Below are 17,793 nucleotides of genomic sequence, written 5' to 3'. Positions count from 1 at the left end.
CGGCGGAGGGTCAGCGGAGGTCGACGAGGGTGGCGAGCACGCGTTCGAACCGGCGACCGACCGCCTCGGCCGTCTCGTCGGGATGGCGCAGCCACCACTGCACGATCGAGGAGACCACGTCGAGCCAGAGGTGGCCGACGAACGCCAGGTCCTGCTGGTCCTCGACACCGTCGTCGCGAAGCGCCTGCGCGGCGCCGTCGACCCCGAGGCCCGCGATCGACCGGCGCTGGGCCCGCACTCCGGCGGCGACCGGGGCGCCGTCGGGCACGGTCGGGTCCCACAGCATCGGCCAGTCGTGGGGGCGCGGCTCGAGCGTGGTCAGGATCGCCTTGATGGTGACCAGTCCGCGCAGCAGCGGCGGGTCGGCGAGGTCCTGGGCGGCCGTGATCGCGGCGGCGAGCGGGCGGGCCGCGCGCTCCAGGCAGGCCAGGTAGAGCTCGTCCTTCGACCCGAAGTACGCGTGCACCATCGCCCGCGACACGCCGACGGAGCGGGCGACCTGCTCGACCGAGCCGGTCGCGTAGCCGCGGACGCCGAACTCCAGGGTCGCCGCGTCGAGGATCTGCTCCTCGCGTGCCTCGCGGGGCATGCCCTTGGTTCCTGCGCGGCGGCCCGGAGGCGGGGTGGGAACTGCCATCCGCGCACCTTAGCGTCAATTGACAGCTTCGTAAATTCCACTACCGTCATATCGGATCCGACGTGCCCCGAAGCGGGGCCAGACCAGAAGGAACCGACGTGCCGAACCGCATCTCGAAAGCCCTGTCCCCGCCCGCAGCGAGCTCGCCAGCGCGCGTCGCCGTGATCACCTGGCTGCTCGTCACCCTCGGCTTCTGCGTCGGCGACCACTTCTTCCACGTCCGCAACGGGATCCTGTCCTACTCCTGGGAGCCGATGGTCGACGGTCAGTCGGTCGCGGTCTGGCCGATCTTCGCCGCCGGTTCGGCGATCATCGTCGCGGTCGCCCGCCTCCTGCCGACGGCGTGGCTGCCCGAGAAGCCCTTCCGGTGGGGGCCGGTGCTGCTCACCTTCGCGCTGACCCAGCTGGGCTATGCGCTCAGCGGCCAGTGGGGCAACGCCCACCCGTGGCGGTTGACGGCGTTGCTGGCCGTCGCCTGGCTGGTGATGTTCGCGTTCACCCCGGCGAAGAAGGCCGTCCTGGCCAGCTCGATCCTGCTCGGGGTGCTGGGCCCCTTCTTCGAGGGCGCCTTCTCGGCGGCGGGCCTGTTCGACTACGCCCACGTCGACGTCTTCCACACGCCGCTGTGGCTGGCGGCGCTCTACATCAACGGCGGCTTCGTGATGGTGCAGGCCGCCCGTGGACTCCGGCCCGCCCCGCAGGCCGCTCCGTCGGGCGCGTCCGCACCCGCCCGCCCGGCGACCGGCGCCGTCTAGCGCCGGTCACGCGCCTGTTGGCGGCGGCGGTGCCGCCGCCGCAGGCCTCGCCGGCTACGTGCCCATGGCCTGCCAGTCCGTGTGGTCGTAGCCCGTGGTCAGGTTCTGCCCGCGGGCCAGCACCTTCACGTACATCGACGGCGCGACGAACCGCTCCTCCGTCGCGCAGGCCGTCGTCTGCGGACAGCTCATGTAGGCGCCGTCCTGGGTCATCGCGCCCGTCTCGTCCTCGACCCAGGTGTGGAGGGTCAGGTCGCCCTGCTCGCAGTCGAGCATCTCGCCGCGGTAGCCGATGCCCAGCGTGGGCACCACGTTCACGACGACCCGCGAGCAGGGGGGCGGGTCGTCGGCGGCGACGCTCGCGGCGCTCCGGGAGGTGCGCCGTTCCGGACGCCCGTCGGCGCGACGCAGGCCCGCGTCGGCGCCGTTCCTGATCCGCGCCGCGAAGGAGGGATCGTTGGGGTCGGTGGGCGGGTGCTGCTTGCTGGTACCGGGCGGGAGCTCGCCGCTCACTGAGCCGTCGGGAGCGATGACGATGACCCCGGAGTCGATGACTCGGGGCGTCGCCGCGTTCGCCGGCGCCGCGGAAACGGCCAGCAGTGCCGTCGTGCCGACGCCGAGCGCGGTGGCCAGGCGGCGAAGCAGGCTAGGCATGTTCTTCCTCGTGGATCGATGTTGCCGAATCGCGCGGAGGCGATGCATCGGGACCGCCGTCCCACAACGTCCACGCGAACCGACGCTACGGGCCGACCCCCGGACCCGGCTACGGACGCCGTCCCAACTTCACCGCCCCAGCGCGCCGACCCTGTCGGTTCATCACAACGCGGTCGCCGCCCGGAGGTGGCGAGACCAGGACTCGGAGCCGGGACAGCGCGCGGAACCCCAAGCCGCCTGCGTCGACAACACGAACTGGGCGGCCGAGGCACCCAACGGGCCGCGATCGGCGCTTCGCTAGCCGTCGATCAGGCCGAGGATCTCCGCCACCACCCGCGCGCGGGCGGCCTGGGTCAGCGACGCCGGCAGCATGCTCTCGTGGCCCCAGGATCCATCGGCGGCCATTCGCGCGATCAGGCAGCGGAGCGAGAGATCGTCGAGCTCCTCCACGGACCGTTCCTCCTCGGGGAACCAGCGCCGGTAGACCCGCAACCACGGGGCCATCCAGTCGGGCTCGTTGGCGGCTTCCATGATGAGCCGCATCTCGACGTTGGTCGGAGACCGCAGCGAAGCCCGCTCCGCGGAGTCTCCGCGCAGGCGGATCTCGCCGAGACCGATCACCACTGACGAGGCCGCTGCGTCGTCTCCGCGGGCTACCGTGACCGTCTTGCACGAATCCGGGCTCCGATGACTGACAAGATCGACTTCAAGACGACGCTCGACGGCTATCACGCGCGACGAGGCGAGTTCCGCATCGTCGACATTCCCGACGCGCAGTACCTCATGATCGACGGGCACGGCGACCCGAACAGTTCCCAGGTCTACGAGGACGCGCTCTCTGCGCTGTATCCCGTCGCCTACAAGCTCAAGTTCCACAGCAAGCGGGAGCTGGGGCGCGACTACGTCGTTCCGCCGCTCGAAGGGCTGTGGTGGGCGGAGGACATGGATGCCTTCACCGTCTCGCGAGACAAATCCCGGTGGGATTGGACGATGATGCTCATGGTTCCTGATTGGATCGGCCGTGCGTCGTTCCTAGGCGCCGTCGATCTGGCCCGAGCCAAGAACGGCTCCACGCGTCTGGATGACGTTCGCCTGGAAACCCTCTCGGAGGGGCGCTGCGTTCAGACGCTTCACCTCGGTTCCTTCGACGACGAGGGGCCGGTGCTGGAACGAATGCACCACGAGTTCATTCCGGAGAACGGGCTGCGCGTTGACGGCAAACACCACGAGGTCTACTTCGGAGACTTCCGCCGGGTGACCCCTGACAAACTGCGGACCATCCTCCGTCAGCCCGTCCGCCCCTCATTCGCAACCTGAGCCGCGCGTCGGAGGAACGCTGCCCACCGAGATCCTGACGCTCCGCTCGCGTCAGCAGATCGACCACGTCGGTGTCCGTCCCGCCGCCACGGACGAGCGCGACGTACCGGTCGTAGTCGTTCGGCGGCAGATCGGGGAAGAAGGAGGACGGCAGGTCCAGCGGATCCCAGCGTTCGTACAGCAACCGCTCGACAACCCGCGCGGCGCGATCGGGGTCGATGACGGGAACCGTAGCGCGAGCTCGCGGCCGTGCCCGGTGGGGCGGGGCGAAGACCGGCGGCGAAGGATGCGCCCGGCGCGACCGTTGGAGATGTCCGAGGGCACCAGCCAGGACGACAGCCTCACGACTTGCGAGTTGGCCCAGGGGCTGGTTCGGGGCGATCCGAGCGCTCCAACGTCGCCCGGGGCGCTTGGCTTTTCCGTAGGTGCCCGAAACGAGCGTTCGTCAACGTCGTCGTGGAGACCATCGGGAACGACCTCGAAGACGGGCCAGGCGTTCCTCCGAGCGATCTTCAGCTCGGCCGTACGGGATCCCCGGTATGCCGAGCCCGACGACCGAGCACCGACTGCGGGAGGGCTTCAAGGTCGTTCGGATGCTCGTCGAGGCCTACGACGCGACGACCCGCGAAGGCGTGGCTGGATGACCAGGCACCGATCGAACTGCTCGGCCAGGCGTCCAGGTCGAGCGCCACCGGTCGCGAGCGCCCCAGAATCGGCGGCATGACCCGGACGTCGCTCAGCGCGGTCGGCCTCGCCGCGGCCTGGCTCCTCACCGATCTCTGGCGGCTGTGGACGCCATCGCTGATCACGCTGTTCGGCCGGGCCGCGCAGACGCCCACGGAGGTCATGGGCGCGTACGCGCTGGCCGTGATGGCCGCTCCGCTCGTGCTGATCGCGTTCGTCCGCGGCCCCGCGCCGCGCCTGGCGGCGGGCCTCCTCGTCGCCGCGTTCGTCGTCCGCGTCGGCGTGCAGGTCGTCCCCGGCGGGGGCGCCGTGCAGCTCTACGGCAGTTCCCTGGGGGTCGCCCTCGCGGTCGCCGCACTGTGCCTGGCGACGGGCGCCCTCGGCCGCCGACTGGTGCCCGGCGTGTTCCTCGGTGTCGCCGTCGCCACGGCGGTGCATGCCGCGCTGGGGAGCTTCGGCGCCGTGTGGCGGGACGACGCCGCCTCGTACGCGGTCCTGGTCCTCCAGGCCATCGCCGTCGGGTTCGCGGTGCGCGCGGCCGGTCGTGGTGGGGAGGAGCCCGGGGGGCCGGCCGTCGCCCCGCGCAGCGCCTTCCTCCTGCTCCCCCTGCTCCTGCTGATCCTCCTCGCCCTCGCGAACGTCGGACGCGCCTCGGTCGCCGACTCGCTCTGGGGACCCGTCGTCGCGGTGCTCGGGAGCGGCACGGCAGCGGTCGTGGCGCTCCTGCCCGCCCCTCGGCGACGCCCGTGGGCCGCAGCCGTGCTCTTTCCCGCCGCCGTCGCGCTGTCGCTGCTGCCCGAGGTGGTCCGCGACGGCGCGGAGGGGGCGCTGCCCGTCTGGTTCCTGGCGGCCGTCCTGGTCGGCCCCGCGGCCGCGGTGCGTCTTCTGCTCTTCGCGGGGCGTGGACGATCGTCCCGGCGCACCGCCCTCGCGGCCGGTGCCGGTGCGATCGTCTGGATCGCGCTGTTCTTCGCCTACTACGCGGGGTACGACCTCGGCTACCGTGCCGACCTGCCGCTGGTGGGGGCCGCTGTCCTCTTCGCTCTCTGGACCGTCGCGTACCGGGCGGGCGGGGCCGACGACGACGAGGACTTCCGCGTCTCGGAACGACGGATCGACGACTCGGGTGCCCGGGCGGTCGCGGGAGTGGCCGTCGCGACCGTCGCCGCAGCCGCCGCCGCGCTCGTCGGGCCGCCCCTCACCGTGCCGTCGCTACCCGTCGCGCGTGAGGCCGCGGCCTCGGACGAGCTCGTCGTCGCCGCGTACAACCTCCGGATGGGGTACGGGATCGACGGCGTCTTCCGCCCCGCGGACGTCGCCGCCCAGATCCGGGACAGCGGAGCACAGGTCGTGCTGCTCAGCGAGGTCGATCGCGGGTGGCTCCTCAACGGAGGCCAGGACCAGCTGGCGATCCTCGCTCGGATGCTCGGGATGCACGCGGTGTTCGGACCCGCCGCCGACCCCGTCTGGGGCGACGCTATCCTCACCTCCCTGCCGACGACGGAGGCGTCCTCGGCGAAGTACCCGATGTTCGACGCGCTCACGGGCGCGGCGATCACCTCGGCGTCGGTGACGTGGGAGGGCGAGAAGGTGCGGATCCTCGCCACCCACCTCCAGCCCGACGCCAATGCGACGGACGCGACCGGACGACAGGCCGCGATCCTCGCCGATGCCTTCCGCGATGCACCGGGCGCGGTGATCGGGGGCGGCGACCTCAACACCACGCCCGTTTCGGACGCCTGGCGAACCCTGCTCCGATCCGGTGCCAAGGACGCACTGGAAGGCATCCGCCCCGCGCCGACCTCCCCCGCCGACGATCCCGACGAGGAGATCGACCACCTCCTCGTCTCGGGGCTCCGGCCGGTGCACGCCGAGGTCGTCCGCTCCGAGCTGTCGGACCACCGGATGATCATCGCCGCGTTCCGCTGACGCGCCCTCACGGCGAGATGCGGGCCATCGCGCTTGCCAGCCGCCTTTCGCCGATGGGCCGTTGGGACTTGGGTTGCACCGATGTACCTAACCCGCTAGTGTCTGGCGGTGAGGAGTTTCCGTGGGAGAGCGGGGCACGTCGCGGCGTGCCGTTCGACGGTCCGGTTCGGGCGGGGGGCCGGAGCGGCGCTGGTCGCGCTGCTGGTCCTGCTCGCGACGGCCTGGCCCGCGAGCGCGTCGGCTGCCGAGCTGCCGACCCGCTATTCGCTGGTCCATGGCTGCTACGCCCTCCAGTCGGTCGCGACCGGGCGCTTCGTCGTCCGCCGCGCCGACGGCGGCTACCGGGCCGAGGCGATCGCCGCCGGCGGTGCCGAGGCGTTTCGGATGCAGGCGACCGCGCTCGGCCGCTACCTGTTCTACGGCCGCGACCGGACCGCGATCACCCGCGGCGACGGCGGCGGGGTGCTGGCCTCCGAGGACCTCGGGCCGGCAGGCGACTGGCGCGTCGAGCCGGCCGGCGCGGGCCGCTTCCGGATCGAGGGCCTGAACGGCGGCGTGCTCGCCGTCGACGGCGGCGGCACCGTGGTCGCCCCGCCGCGGGCCGAGGGCCAGACCGCGGCCTTCCGGTTCGTCGCCGCCGGCAACTGCACGGTCTTCCCCGAGGCCGAGATCAACGCCGTCGGCACGCCGGCCCGTGGCAGCTGGCGCGACGGCGAGGTCCGGGGCCTGATCGACGGCCACAACCACCCGGTCAGCTTCAACTTCATCGGCGGCGCCGTCCACTGCGGCCGGATCTGGTCGCCTTACGGGATCGAGAAGGCGCTGGTCGACTGTCCCGACCACGCCCTGCTCGGCGGCGGGGCCGCGCTGCTGGAGAACTTCCTCGGCGGCCACGTGGTCGGCTTCCACGACCCGTCCGGCTATCCGTCGCTGAAGGACTGGCCGCGCTACGACTCGCTGACCCACGAGGGCGCCTACTGGCGCTGGGTCGAGCGGGCCTGGCGCGGCGGCCTGCGGATGATGGTCGTCGATTTCACCGACAACGGGGTCCTCTGTCGGATCTGGCCGATCCGCAACCACAGCTGCGACGAGATGGAGACGCTGCGCGAGCAGCTCCGCGACACGGAGCAGCTGCAGGACTACATCGACGCCCAGTTCGGCGGTCCCGGCAAGGGCTTCTTCCGGATCGTCAAGAGCCCGCAGCAGGCGCGGCGGGTGATCAACGACGGCAAGCTCGCGATCGTCCTCGGGCTGGAGAGCGCGGCGCCGTTCAACTGCTCGCTGCCGAACGACACCCCCGCCTGCACGCCCGAGCAGATGGAGCAGCGGCTCGACGAGATGTACCGGCTGGGAGTGCGCAACGCCTTCCCCGTCCACAAGTTCGACAACGCCTTCGGCGGCACCACCGGCGACGACGGGCTGACCGGCGTCCTGACCAACGTCGGCAACCTGATCGACACCTCCCACTTCCTGCGCCTGCAGCGCTGCGCCGACGGTCACCCGTCCGACCGCTACGACGACGACGACATCCCGCGGATCGACGCCGTGGCCGACCTGCTGACCCTGGTCGGGCGGCCGGGCGCGCTGCCGGTCTACCCTGCCGGCCCGCTCTGCAACCCGCGCGGCCTCAGCGACCTCGGCCGGCAGCTGATCGAGCGGATGATCAGCAAGGGGATGATGATCGACGTCGACCACATGAGCGTCAAGACCCGCGACGAGGCGCTGAAGCTGCTTGAGCAGCGGCGCTACCCCGGCGTGCTCTCCAGCCACAACTGGTCGGACGAGACGACGCCGAAGCGGATCTACCAGCTGGGCGGCTTCGTCGCGCTCCGCGCCGACGGCACGAACCGCTTCGTCGAGCGGTGGAAGGTGCTCCGCGAGCAGCGCGACCCGCGGTTCCTCTTCGGACTCGGCTACGGCGCCGACATCAACGGCTTCGGCGCCCAGAGCGGCCCACGCGACGACAACGCCAAGAACCCGGTCCGCTACCCCTTCCGCTCGATCGACGGCGCGGTCACGCTCGACCGCAACCGGACCGGCAACCGCGTCTTCGACCTCAACCAGGAGGGCGTGGCGCAGTACGGGCTCTACCCCGACTGGTACGAGGACCTGCGCCAGATCGCCGGCCAGCCGATCGTCAACGACCTCCTGACCGGCGCCGAGGCCTACCTCCAGACCTGGGAGCGCGCGACCGGGGTGCCCTACCCCGGCTGCAAGATCCAGGCCGACGCCCTCGGCCGCTCGCAGGTCGGCCCGCTGCGCCTCGGCGAATCGACGACCTCGCTGCTGCGGCGGGTCGGCCAGCCCGCCGCGCGCCCGCTCGACGCCTACCGCTACTGCGTGACCGAGCGCGACGGCCGCCAGGCGACGCTGGCGGCCGTCTTCGGCGACGACGGCCGAACGGTCGCGATGACCTCGACCGCCCGCCAACACCGGGTCGCGGGCCTGCGGGTCGGCTCGTCGGCACGGCGCGTCGGACGGGTGGCCAAGCGGGTCGGCCGCGGCCTCTGGGTCCGCCGGGCCCGCAGCCGCACCAGCCCGCGGGTAGTCCTACAGACCAGCAACGGCCGGATCAGCGCGATCGCCATCGTGGCGCCGGAACGGGCCCGCGCCAGCAGCCTGCGACGGACGCTGCGGCTGGCCGGCGTCCGCTGAGCCGGGCGAGGGCTCAGCCGCGCTTGATCCCGGCACGGCGTACCGCCGTCGCGGAACGGGCTCGATCAGCCTCGCGCGGATCGAGGATGCGCGCTGGGCAGCCATCCCGAGGCGGGCGGCGACCTCGCCCCGGTGATGGCCCGGCCGACCTCGTGCTCCTGTTCAGCGGTCGCGATCAGGTAGTCGCGCTCTTGCGGGGAGGCGTGCTTCCAGCGCAGCGCGTAGAGGCCCTGGTCCAGTCGCCGCTCCGCGCGCTGCTCGGCGACCTCGAGGTGGCCAAGGTCGATCGCGTCGGCGTCGTTCGAGGCGGGCCAGGCCTCGTGGCCGAAGACCTGGCTCGCGTAGCGGTAGCCGCCGGTGCGCTGTGCCAGCTGCTCGCCGGCGTCCTCGGTGAACGGCCGGCCGCTGGCGCGGGTGGGCTCCAGCAGCGCGGTCCGGGTCGCGTCGCGGTCCAGCAGGCCGAGCTCGTACCGATCACCGTGCTCGAAGCAGGTCGGCAGCTTGCGCAGCTCCCGCATCGCGGGTAGGCCGGCCCCGACGACCAGTATCGGCCGCTGCTCCCGGACGCTCTCCTGCAGCGCAGCACCGAGCGCCTCGAGGTGCTGCTCATCGGCTTGTTGCATCTCGTCGACAGTGAACCGGGCGAGTAGATCGGAGCGTCCGTCGAGACGATGAGCGTTCCGTCTCCAAGGACTCTCTCGCGTGCCGAGACTTCTGCCTCAAAGCCGTACGTTCGTCCAACAACGCTCGGTGGCTAGGGGACCCAGGTCCCCTAGCCACCACCCGCGCCCGCTGACCCGGACCGACGGGCTGACCACCCTTTCACCGGCGGCGTTGGCGAGCTACCGGCCGGCCGCCGCGTGGCTCGGCTCGGGCGAGCTTTGCGGCAGTCGGCAGCGTCGCGTCCTGGGGACCCGGGTTCCCAGGACGCGACGCTTGATGTCAGGGGATGGTGCAGACGTGGAGCGGGGCGGCCACGAGCGCTCGCTGTGGGGGCGACCACGACCAGTCGGTGCTGGCCTGCCCCTTCTGGGCGCGGGTGGTTCGCCACAGCTGTTGGACGCCCCAGCCCGGCGAGAGGCAGGTGTCTCGCGGGGCGTCCTTGTCGATCTCGATGAGGGGCATGTAGCGGTAGACGCGTTCCTTCGTCGATGCCCACGCGGCCCCGAACGGGATCTCGGGCAGCTCCAGCTTCTTGGACAGCTCCGGTCCTCCCCCGCTTCCGGGCCAGTAGCGATCAGGGCCGCGGGGATCCTCGCAGCGCATGGTTCGCTTGTCGGCGCTCACCTGACAGTCCACCAGGAACGCCCGGTCCGCATGCGGGGCGCCGGTCAGGGTGTCGCTGCGCCAGTCCCCTCCGTTGTCGGTGTACTCGATCTCGACCTTCTCCTGCTCGGGGAACGTCGTGTGCTCGGGTGCGGTGAACTCGACCGGGCCAAACGTCGTCTGGATGCCCGTTGCGGTGTTCCCGACCATCCAATCGAGGCTGGTCTTGCCACCGGGATCCGCGTGCGGGAGGTCGTTGGGGTCGGTGCGATCGACCGCCCCGTCGAGCAACGGGCCGGTGCAGACCACGATCTGCGCCTCGAGCATGGCGTTGCCCAACGGTTCCGGGTCCTTCTTCTTGGCGTCGGCGATGCGTTCGACGCCGGTGACCGGCAACGCTCCGCGACCGGGCGCCAGGCACGTGTTCGACGGCGCGTCGGGGTCCACCTTCACCGGCAACGCGATCCGCAGCCGCCCCTCGGGCGCGGGCGTCTTGGGCCCCGGATCACTGGCGCCGGCGAGCGTGACCGGCCCGCTGGCCTTGGCGATGTAGCACGTCATCGAACGCTTGTCCTTGGAAGCGGAACAGGTCGTCAACCCCGTGGGCTGGCCCTTCTCTGCCGAGGGGAGATCCTTCCAATCGCGATCACCCGCAAACGCCGTCGCGAGCACGCCCCAGTCGTGACCGTCCCGGGCCTCATCGAACGTCACCCCGGCCGGCGCCGTGAACGTCGCCTTCCTCGTCCCCCCATCGAACCGGAAATCGACGCGGCGGCCCATGTTCCCGACCTCCCAATACGCGATCCCCGGCCGACTCGGCGCGATGATCGTCGGCGTGCTGCGACTCGCCAACCCGTACGGCGCCTTCGTCCGCACGTTCAACGACGCCTTCAACAGCGGCTCGCCAAGATCGATCCATCCAGCGGCCTGGCCCGACGCCGGCGCCTGGGCCTGGTGCACCTCCTGCAGCCGGATCACGCTCGAGCCGCGCAACAGCACCCCGTTGGGGGCGTCCTCGTCGACCTTCAGCGTGACCCGCAGGCGGTAGAGCCGCGTGCCTCGAAGCCGCCCCTTCTCATCGCCGAGCTTGCCCCGCCAATCACGAATGGGCTGATCGCGGCCCGAGCACGTGAGCCCTCGGTCGTCGTCGGTGAGCTTGCAGTCCTGCAGATCGTTCCCCGCGCTCTTCCAGGTGCGTCCGTCATTGTCGGACTGATCGATCGCCACGGTCTTCGTCCCCTTGTCGAACCGGGTGTGCTCGGGAGCCGTGAGGACCACACCGCCGCCCGCGGCCGTGCCGAATCGCGTGCCGACATCGTTGCCCGTGTTGGCCACGACCGACGACGCCTCCACCGTCTCGCCCGGCCCCGCCGTCGCCGCCGGCTCCTTGTCCTCCGAGCCAGAGAACCCGTTCACGACACACGCCTTCAACAATCCGGACACGTCCAGGGTGCCGTTCTTGTCGCCCACCGGCGTCCAATTGCCCTTCCCGTCGGCCTGCCGCGCCTTGTTGAGACGCACGAGGCCCGAGCCGCCCCGCAGGCACGTGCCGGCAGGAACATCGTCCTGCAGCTCGACGATCGGCCGGTACCGGATCCACCCCTCCCGCTGCAGCCCGCCCGCCTGGCCAAGGGCACGGGAGCCCAGCCACTCCGACTCGTAATGCTCGGTGTTCCACCCCTGGCAGGTCATCCAGTACCGCTTCTTTGGATCGACCTTGCAGTCGTAGAGCGCCCCGGTCCCGTTGCGGCCGCCCCGCTGCCACGTCGCTCCCTGGTCGGTGGAGTACTCGTAGGGGATCAAACGCTGCTCGACGAACGCCGTGTGCTCGGGCGCCTCGAAGGTCACCGCTCCGTCGTGGACCGCGTTCAACTGAAACCACGTGTTCGCCACGATCCACGACAACGCCACGCGACTCCCGACGAACGACTTGTCCGACGCCCGGTAGCCGACACCGATCGGCGTCACCGGACCGCGATTCACGAGGCCCAGACGAACGTCCGGCACCTGGACCATCGTCTCCGACCGCACCGTCTGCGTGCCCAGAGGCACCGTCTGCGTCGGAGTCCTGAGCTCCACCTGCTGGATCGTCATCTCCAACTGTCCGCCGCCGTACTCCTCGCCGCTGGAAACGCCCTGGTCGGCCTCGACCAGCGGACTGAACCGCAACGTCTCCTCCGCCACCGGCGCACCGTCCGCATCCACCGACGCAGCCTTCCAGGTGTAACGACCGATCGTGTTATCGCACTCCAACACCCGCTGGTCCTGCTCCAGCTTGCAACCGGTCAACGTCCAGGTCTTGATCAGATCCTGCTTGCCCAGATCCGCATCGCGCTTGGACCGCCCAGCCTTCGTCAGCGACCGCACCGTCACCGTCGACTGCTCACGGAAGTGGACGACCCCCTCGGGAACCGTCAACCGCACCTTGCCACTGAAATCACCACTGATCTCCGGGCCGAAGTTCGCCACCTCGAAATCCAACGTCCCGACCCCGTCCCTATCGACCGAGCCGACCGTGACATCACGCGGGCTCCGCAACCCCCGCCCCGGATCATCGATATACACATGAACACCGGCGACCGCCGACGTCCTCACCGCCGTCTCGTCGTCCTTGCCCTTCTCCAGGATCAGGACCGCCTTCGGGGGCACCACGACGGCCTGCTTCGGCGCGTCCGCGTCGACCTCCACGATCGGCGAGAAACGCACGAGGTCACCCTTGGCGAGCGCGCCGGGCGTGACCAGCCCGCACTCCAGCCGCGTCCGGCCGTGTGTGGTGGAGCAGAGCTCGGCCTTCAGCGATGAGGAGGGATGCCACGTCTTGCCGCCGTCGTCAGACCACTCCGCCGCGACCTCCTTCTGCTCGGTGAACCGCGTGTAGGCCGGCGCCGTCACGGAGAGACTTCCCCCGTCCCATCGGACGCCTGCCTTCCCGGCGTTGCGGAAGGCGATCTTGGCCGGCCCCTCTTGGCCCGGAGTCAGCGGCGAGAGTCCGAGGACGTAGGTGATCGCCGTCGCATCGCGCCCCGTCGTGGCGACCGCGTCCACCAAGCCGCCCGGCGGGTACCGGTACGGGTCGCCGAGGGTCAGCTTCAGCGGCGAGCCGGCGTCCTTCGCGGTCCGGAACGTGGACTTCTTGGCATCCCACGTCAGCAACCGGTCCGGCGCGCCCCACGGGTGCAGCGTGAACGCCTTGCCGCCCTTCCCGTCCTCACCCGCATCCTTGGTGCAGAACGTCAGATCCCGCGCACTGCTCTGCCCGTCGTCCTCTGCCGCGAGGGAGAGACGATCGGCTTTGCTGTCCCAGTGCAGATACTTCACCGTCCCGCCGGCCCTGAAGGAGTAGCACGATTCGTCCGCCAGCCCGGGCTCCACCCGGAACGAGTAGTCCCAACCCGCATCCCGCACGGGGGCCTCGTCCAGCACGAGCTTCGAGCGGTCGTCGCTCGTGGCGACGGCCCGACCGGTCCCGACCTCATCCAGCGCCACCGCGTCGCCCAGCTTCTCGTCGGGGATCGCAACCTCGCTGGACCACCACGGGCTGCGAAAGCGCCACGTCGTCCGCGCCGCGAGATCGTCCTTCGACATCATCTTCTCCAGCTCGCTGCGAGGCGCGAAGTAGCTCGTCCAACCCGGGTCCACATCGACGACCAGGACCCGACTCCGGTCCACGCCCGACCCGCGCTCATCCACCGGATGCAGGACGTACCCTCCCTGCCCGATCGACTCCGGGCACACGATCGCCTTGCCGAACATGGGACGGCCTGTACCAAGGTCGACGCGCGACCGGCGCTTCTCCCAGTTCCCGATCACCTCGTCCTTGCGGGCGAACCCGTTCTGCAGGGCGTAGCACCCCGAGACCGAGGACTTCGTCAGCCGCAACGTCGCGTCCTTGCGCCCGGCGGGGTCACGCGTGGCGTCATCGCCGGACGCGTGCACCAGCCCACGCGAGCGGAACTGTGCCGGGCCGGGCCCGAAGTCGCTGTAGAGCGAGAAGAGCGTCTCGACCGGGACGTCCTCCACCTCCACGGCGTTCCGGGCCAGGAACGTGTGCTGCCCCTTGAAGAGCAGGGTCTCGTCCGGCCCGAGGGCCAGCGCGCTATCGATCCCGCGCGTCAGGTCGATGTTGCTGAGCAGCTGCCAGCGGTCCGCGATCCGGTCGCTCCTGGTCGGAATCAGACGCCTGTTCGCCCTGTCGTACAGCGCGTACCGCGCGCCCTTGACCAGCACGATCCGCTCGTTGCTCGGCTTGCCGCGCCGGTCGAAGTTGTCCAGGAACGCCGCGTCGATCCCCTTCTCGAACCCCGCAGGCAACCCGGGGAACATCTTCGCGATCTTCTGCTGCTCGAACCGCGACGGATTCCCGGCGAAACCGCGCGTGTAGTCGACGACCTGATCGTCCCTGAAGAAGAGGTACCGCGCACTGTTCGGGTAGTCGTACGCGAGGTTGACCGCGGCGTCGATCCCGGTGGCGAAGATCGTGCCCTTCGTCTCGGGGAACTGGTCGGAGATCTTGAGCACGCCGTCAGGCACACCCGGAGAGTGGTGGAGCGGGTCGTTGTAGGTGACGTACTTGTCGCCCCGGAAGAAGCCGAAGCTCGTGTACCGCTGACGCTCCGCATTCCACGACCGCTCGTAGGCGAGCACGGCCCCGATCCCACGCACGAACTCCGTGTTGGCCAGCCCGGGGAAGCGTGCGGCGATCCACCCGATCTCCTCCTCAGGCCACGGAACGGTCGTGAGACGTTCGTCGCAACCCGACACGTGGACCGCCGAGAGGCGCGCGGTGACCACCTCGGCCCGTTGCAGCTGGGACGAGACGAACGTCCCCCACGGCCGCTTGACCCGGTAGAAGACATCGATGGCCACCCCGAGTCCGACGTCGGTGAAGGACAGGGCCTTGGCTCCAGCGTCGACCGCCTTCTCGTAGGAGCTGCCGTCGGGCCGCATGACCCTGGCCACGAGCTCCGCGTCCCTCGGGAGTGATCGATCGTGGTGCCACGTGATCTGCCGCGTGGTTTGACAGTCGGGCACCTCTTCCACGTCGACGTGGGGCAAGGTGGGGATGCTTCCGGCAGGCAGGTGCGCCGCCGGGATCGGCTTGGGTGGCGTGAACCACTGCACGACCGCGTTGACGACCGATCGGGTGGTGGTGTAGGCGAGCTTGCCCAGCGTGTAGGTGAGGACCGCGCCACCCAGGACCTCCCCGACGCCGGGCGCCATCAGCGCGCCCATGAACGCGGTCAGCGCGACCGAGTTGACCGCGATCCCCTCGGCATCCTGCTTCTTGATCCCGTCAGCGAGCCCCAGCGCCTGTCCGAGCCCCGGGATCATCGCCGTCGTGCGGGCCGCGATCTCCAGATCGTCGACGTTCTTGTACGTCTTGGACAGCTCGTACATGTCGTACGCCCACGCCGCCAGGAACGCCTTGTTGACCACCCCATCGGTCAGGTTGAACTGGCCACGCAGCCGCTCCTGGACCTTCTCGACCGTCACCCGCGCCTGCTCCGGCTTCCACGCCAGCGTCTTGCGCCCGTCGACGGTCTCGACCTTCGGACGCGGAATCTCGTCCATGAACTGCTTGTCCCCGAGCAACTCCTCCACGATCCGCTGCGCCTTCTCGTGCACCTCCTCCGGCTGCACCGCCGTCAGCTTGCCGTCGCTGTGCTCGAACGCCGCCCCCTGGACCAACTTCTCCGCCTCGACCGCCCCCCGCCACGGATCCCGATCCAACGGCCCAAAGACCGTCGTGCGGTCGTTCCAACCCGACTGCGGATCCTCGTACGGCGAGTAGCCCGGGGCCCCCGGCACGTACTTGGTGGGCCGCGTTCGATCAGCGTCCATCGGCCGCTCGACGATCGTCGGCTTCTCGCTGGTGATCCGCCCGTCAGCGGTGGCGCCGTAGATCGCCGCGTAGCGCCGGACGCCCTTGATGTTCTCCGGAGCGATCTTGCCGATCGCCGACCACTCCTTCGTTTGCTCCGTCACCGCAGCAAGCGGCGTCTTCTTCTGAAAGTCCTTGTACTGCGCCTTCTTGTCGGCGGGGAGCCGCTCGTAGCCGTTGGGGATCTTCGCCGCCGACGCCTCGGCCGAGACGAAGAAATCCGTCGGCTCGACCTCGTACACCCACCCTTCCGCGAACAGCCTCGGCGGATCGTCCAGCGTTCCCGGCTCGAACTCCGCCCGCGACAGCGACACCGCGTCCGCCTTGGCCCGCGCCAGGGTCTCCGTGGTCGAGATCCACCCCGAACCCTGCAGCGTGTCGTTGTGGACGTTGCCCAACCACTGGTCGGTCAGGGTCGAGTAGTCGGTCCCCGGCGCCTGGATCCCGTTCTCGAACACCTCCTCCGGAGGACGATCACTGGCCACGTACACGACCGCGGGACGCTCGACAGCTGCCTGCTCACGCAGGCTCGGGTGCGAGATCGGCTCACCGAGATGAAGCTCGGCATCGGGATGCTCCTTCAGATAGTCCCGCATCGCCGCCCCCTGCCGAGCGGTCTTCGCCGAGACGTCCTTCGCCGTCTTCTCCGGTTGGCAGAACGCGGACCGTGACGGCCGGACACAGGCCGGAAGCAGCGACGCCCACGATGACGTCAACTTCTTCCGGACCTTGGCCGGATCCTGCGCCTCGTCCACGCTGATGGTCGTCCCGGACGGCAGCGAGAAGACCTCGAACCCCACATCGCCCTCGCTCACGCCAGCCTCGGCAGCGACGTCCTTGACCCGCTGCTTGCGGGCATCCGGCTCGCCGGTGACGTTCACGTAGTGCCGCCGAGCCACGATGCCGAGCTCGTCGGCGATCATCGTCTCGGTGATCCCTGACGCGCGACGAGCGCGACGGACCCGCATCAACACCGCGAGCTTCGCCGTGTCACCCGCCTGCTTCGCCTTGGCGATGCGATCGTTGAGCGGCCTCTGGGCCCAGATCGCCTCCTCGAGCAGCGGAGCCTGCTGGCCGGAAACGTCTTCGAGGATCCCCGCCAGCGGCGCATCGGGACCACCCAGCGTGCGGATCTCCTCACGGGGAAGGGCGATCTCCCACCCCTCCACAACCCTGCCGTCCGCTCGCTTGTAGGACACCGGCACCACAACGTCGTCGTAGGCGTCCCCCATAAGAGCGCTACCCCCAAGGTAGTGCACGGCGTGGATCAGCTCATGCGCCAGTCCTTCCGGCTCCCGGATGACGAACCGCTCGTGGTCCTCCAGATTCATCCCGAAAACCGCGAAGCTGTCGTTCGGGACCGCGATCATCGCCGCCGACCCGGTGGCCTCGACCTTGGGCGGCACAGGCTCGAACCGGCCCCCGACCTTCTTGAACTCGGGCTTGACGCTCACGCCCCTGGACAAGTCGTACGGCTGAGTTTCGGGCGTCGTCTTGAAGTCCGGGTGCTTCTTGTCGAACGTCGTCCGGTACAGCACCACAGTGACGTCGTCGTGACCCGTCGCCGCGGCAGCACCGTCCAACTGATCCAGCGGACGTATCTCACTCACCCCCCGGAGCAGCTGCTGGCCCGACGTCGTCGTCGCGATCTCCGCCAGCGACGCCTGCATCCGCTGCACGAACAGCTTCGCGGCCGCCGCTCCGCCACCGTCCGCCTCATCGAACTTCACGACCTTCACCGTCCCGTCCGGATTGGCGGTGTACAGGTCCTTCGCGACGACGATCCCGGACTTCTCGACCCCCGGCAGCGGCACCCGCACCCCCCTCAGCCGCTTGGCCTTCTGGCCGGCGCCGACCGTGACCTCGACGTCCTCCGGCTGCGGCGAGGCTGACGCCGCGGCTGGGCCACCCAAAGCCACCCCAGCAAGCGCCACGACCACGAGCCACGCGGCCCACGCACGACGCCCCAGAAGCACGTCCAGAATCGAAAGCATTGGGACACCCTACGTCCCGCT

At 70.2% G+C, this 17,793-nt stretch carries 9 protein-coding genes; 4 read left to right on the top strand and 5 right to left on the bottom strand.

All coding sequences use genetic code 11. The features are described 5' to 3' along the window. Positions 1 to 10 precede the first annotated feature (10 nt). The gene (locus SH587_RS00955) at positions 11 to 589 is read right to left on the bottom strand and encodes a TetR/AcrR family transcriptional regulator (protein ID WP_320668668.1); all 579 of its coding nucleotides are present in this window, start codon (positions 587 to 589) and stop codon (positions 11 to 13) included. A gap of 209 nt (positions 590 to 798) precedes the next feature. On the opposite strand from SH587_RS00955, the gene SH587_RS00950 reads away from it, so the two are divergent. After that, entirely contained in the window at positions 799 to 1,392 is a 594-nt protein-coding gene (locus SH587_RS00950; protein WP_320668667.1) for a hypothetical protein, read from the top strand. Positions 1,393 to 1,446: 54 nt separating this feature from the next. Here the strand turns inward: SH587_RS00950 and SH587_RS00945 are convergent, their stop codons facing one another. Together SH587_RS00945 and SH587_RS00940 are read right to left on the bottom strand one after the other, a co-directional pair. Then, positions 1,447 to 2,094 carry a hypothetical protein gene (locus SH587_RS00945; RefSeq protein ID WP_320668666.1) on the bottom strand — a complete coding sequence of 216 codons (648 nt, stop codon included), beginning with the start codon at positions 2,092 to 2,094 and terminating at the stop codon, positions 1,447 to 1,449. 249 nt (positions 2,095 to 2,343) lie between these two features. After that, positions 2,344 to 2,670, bottom strand: a complete 327-nt coding sequence (locus SH587_RS00940; protein WP_320668665.1) for a hypothetical protein — start codon at positions 2,668 to 2,670, stop codon at positions 2,344 to 2,346. Between the two features lie 63 nt (positions 2,671 to 2,733). Here SH587_RS00940 and SH587_RS00935 point away from each other — a divergent pair, with 63 nt between their 5' ends. From SH587_RS00935 to SH587_RS00925, 3 genes are all read left to right on the top strand, one after another. Then, the gene (locus SH587_RS00935; protein WP_320668664.1) at positions 2,734 to 3,363 is read left to right on the top strand and encodes a GyrI-like domain-containing protein; all 630 of its coding nucleotides are present in this window, start codon (positions 2,734 to 2,736) and stop codon (positions 3,361 to 3,363) included. Positions 3,364 to 4,083: 720 nt separating this feature from the next. After that, on the top strand, positions 4,084 to 5,976 hold the full coding sequence (locus SH587_RS00930) for an endonuclease/exonuclease/phosphatase family protein (RefSeq protein WP_320668663.1): 1,893 nt from the start codon (positions 4,084 to 4,086) through the stop codon (positions 5,974 to 5,976). A gap of 108 nt (positions 5,977 to 6,084) precedes the next feature. Further along, positions 6,085 to 8,631, top strand: a complete 2,547-nt coding sequence (locus tag SH587_RS00925; protein WP_320668662.1) for a membrane dipeptidase — start codon at positions 6,085 to 6,087, stop codon at positions 8,629 to 8,631. Between the two features lie 65 nt (positions 8,632 to 8,696). Here SH587_RS00925 and SH587_RS00920 read toward each other — a convergent pair whose 3' ends face one another. Both SH587_RS00920 and SH587_RS00915 read right to left on the bottom strand, forming a co-directional pair. Then, positions 8,697 to 9,254, bottom strand: coding sequence for a hypothetical protein (locus SH587_RS00920; RefSeq protein WP_320668661.1), 558 nt, complete (start codon positions 9,252 to 9,254; stop codon positions 8,697 to 8,699). 319 nt (positions 9,255 to 9,573) lie between these two features. Further along, positions 9,574 to 17,772, bottom strand: coding sequence for an AbfB domain-containing protein (locus SH587_RS00915; RefSeq protein WP_320668660.1), 8,199 nt, complete (start codon positions 17,770 to 17,772; stop codon positions 9,574 to 9,576). Positions 17,773 to 17,793: the final 21 nt, after the last annotated feature.

The sequence above is a fragment of the Patulibacter defluvii genome, assembly GCF_034096925.1.
Taxonomy (GTDB): Bacteria; Actinomycetota; Thermoleophilia; order Solirubrobacterales; family Solirubrobacteraceae; genus Patulibacter; species Patulibacter defluvii.
Note: the sequence above shows the minus strand (reverse complement) of the source record. Positions and strands in the feature narration are given on the sequence as shown.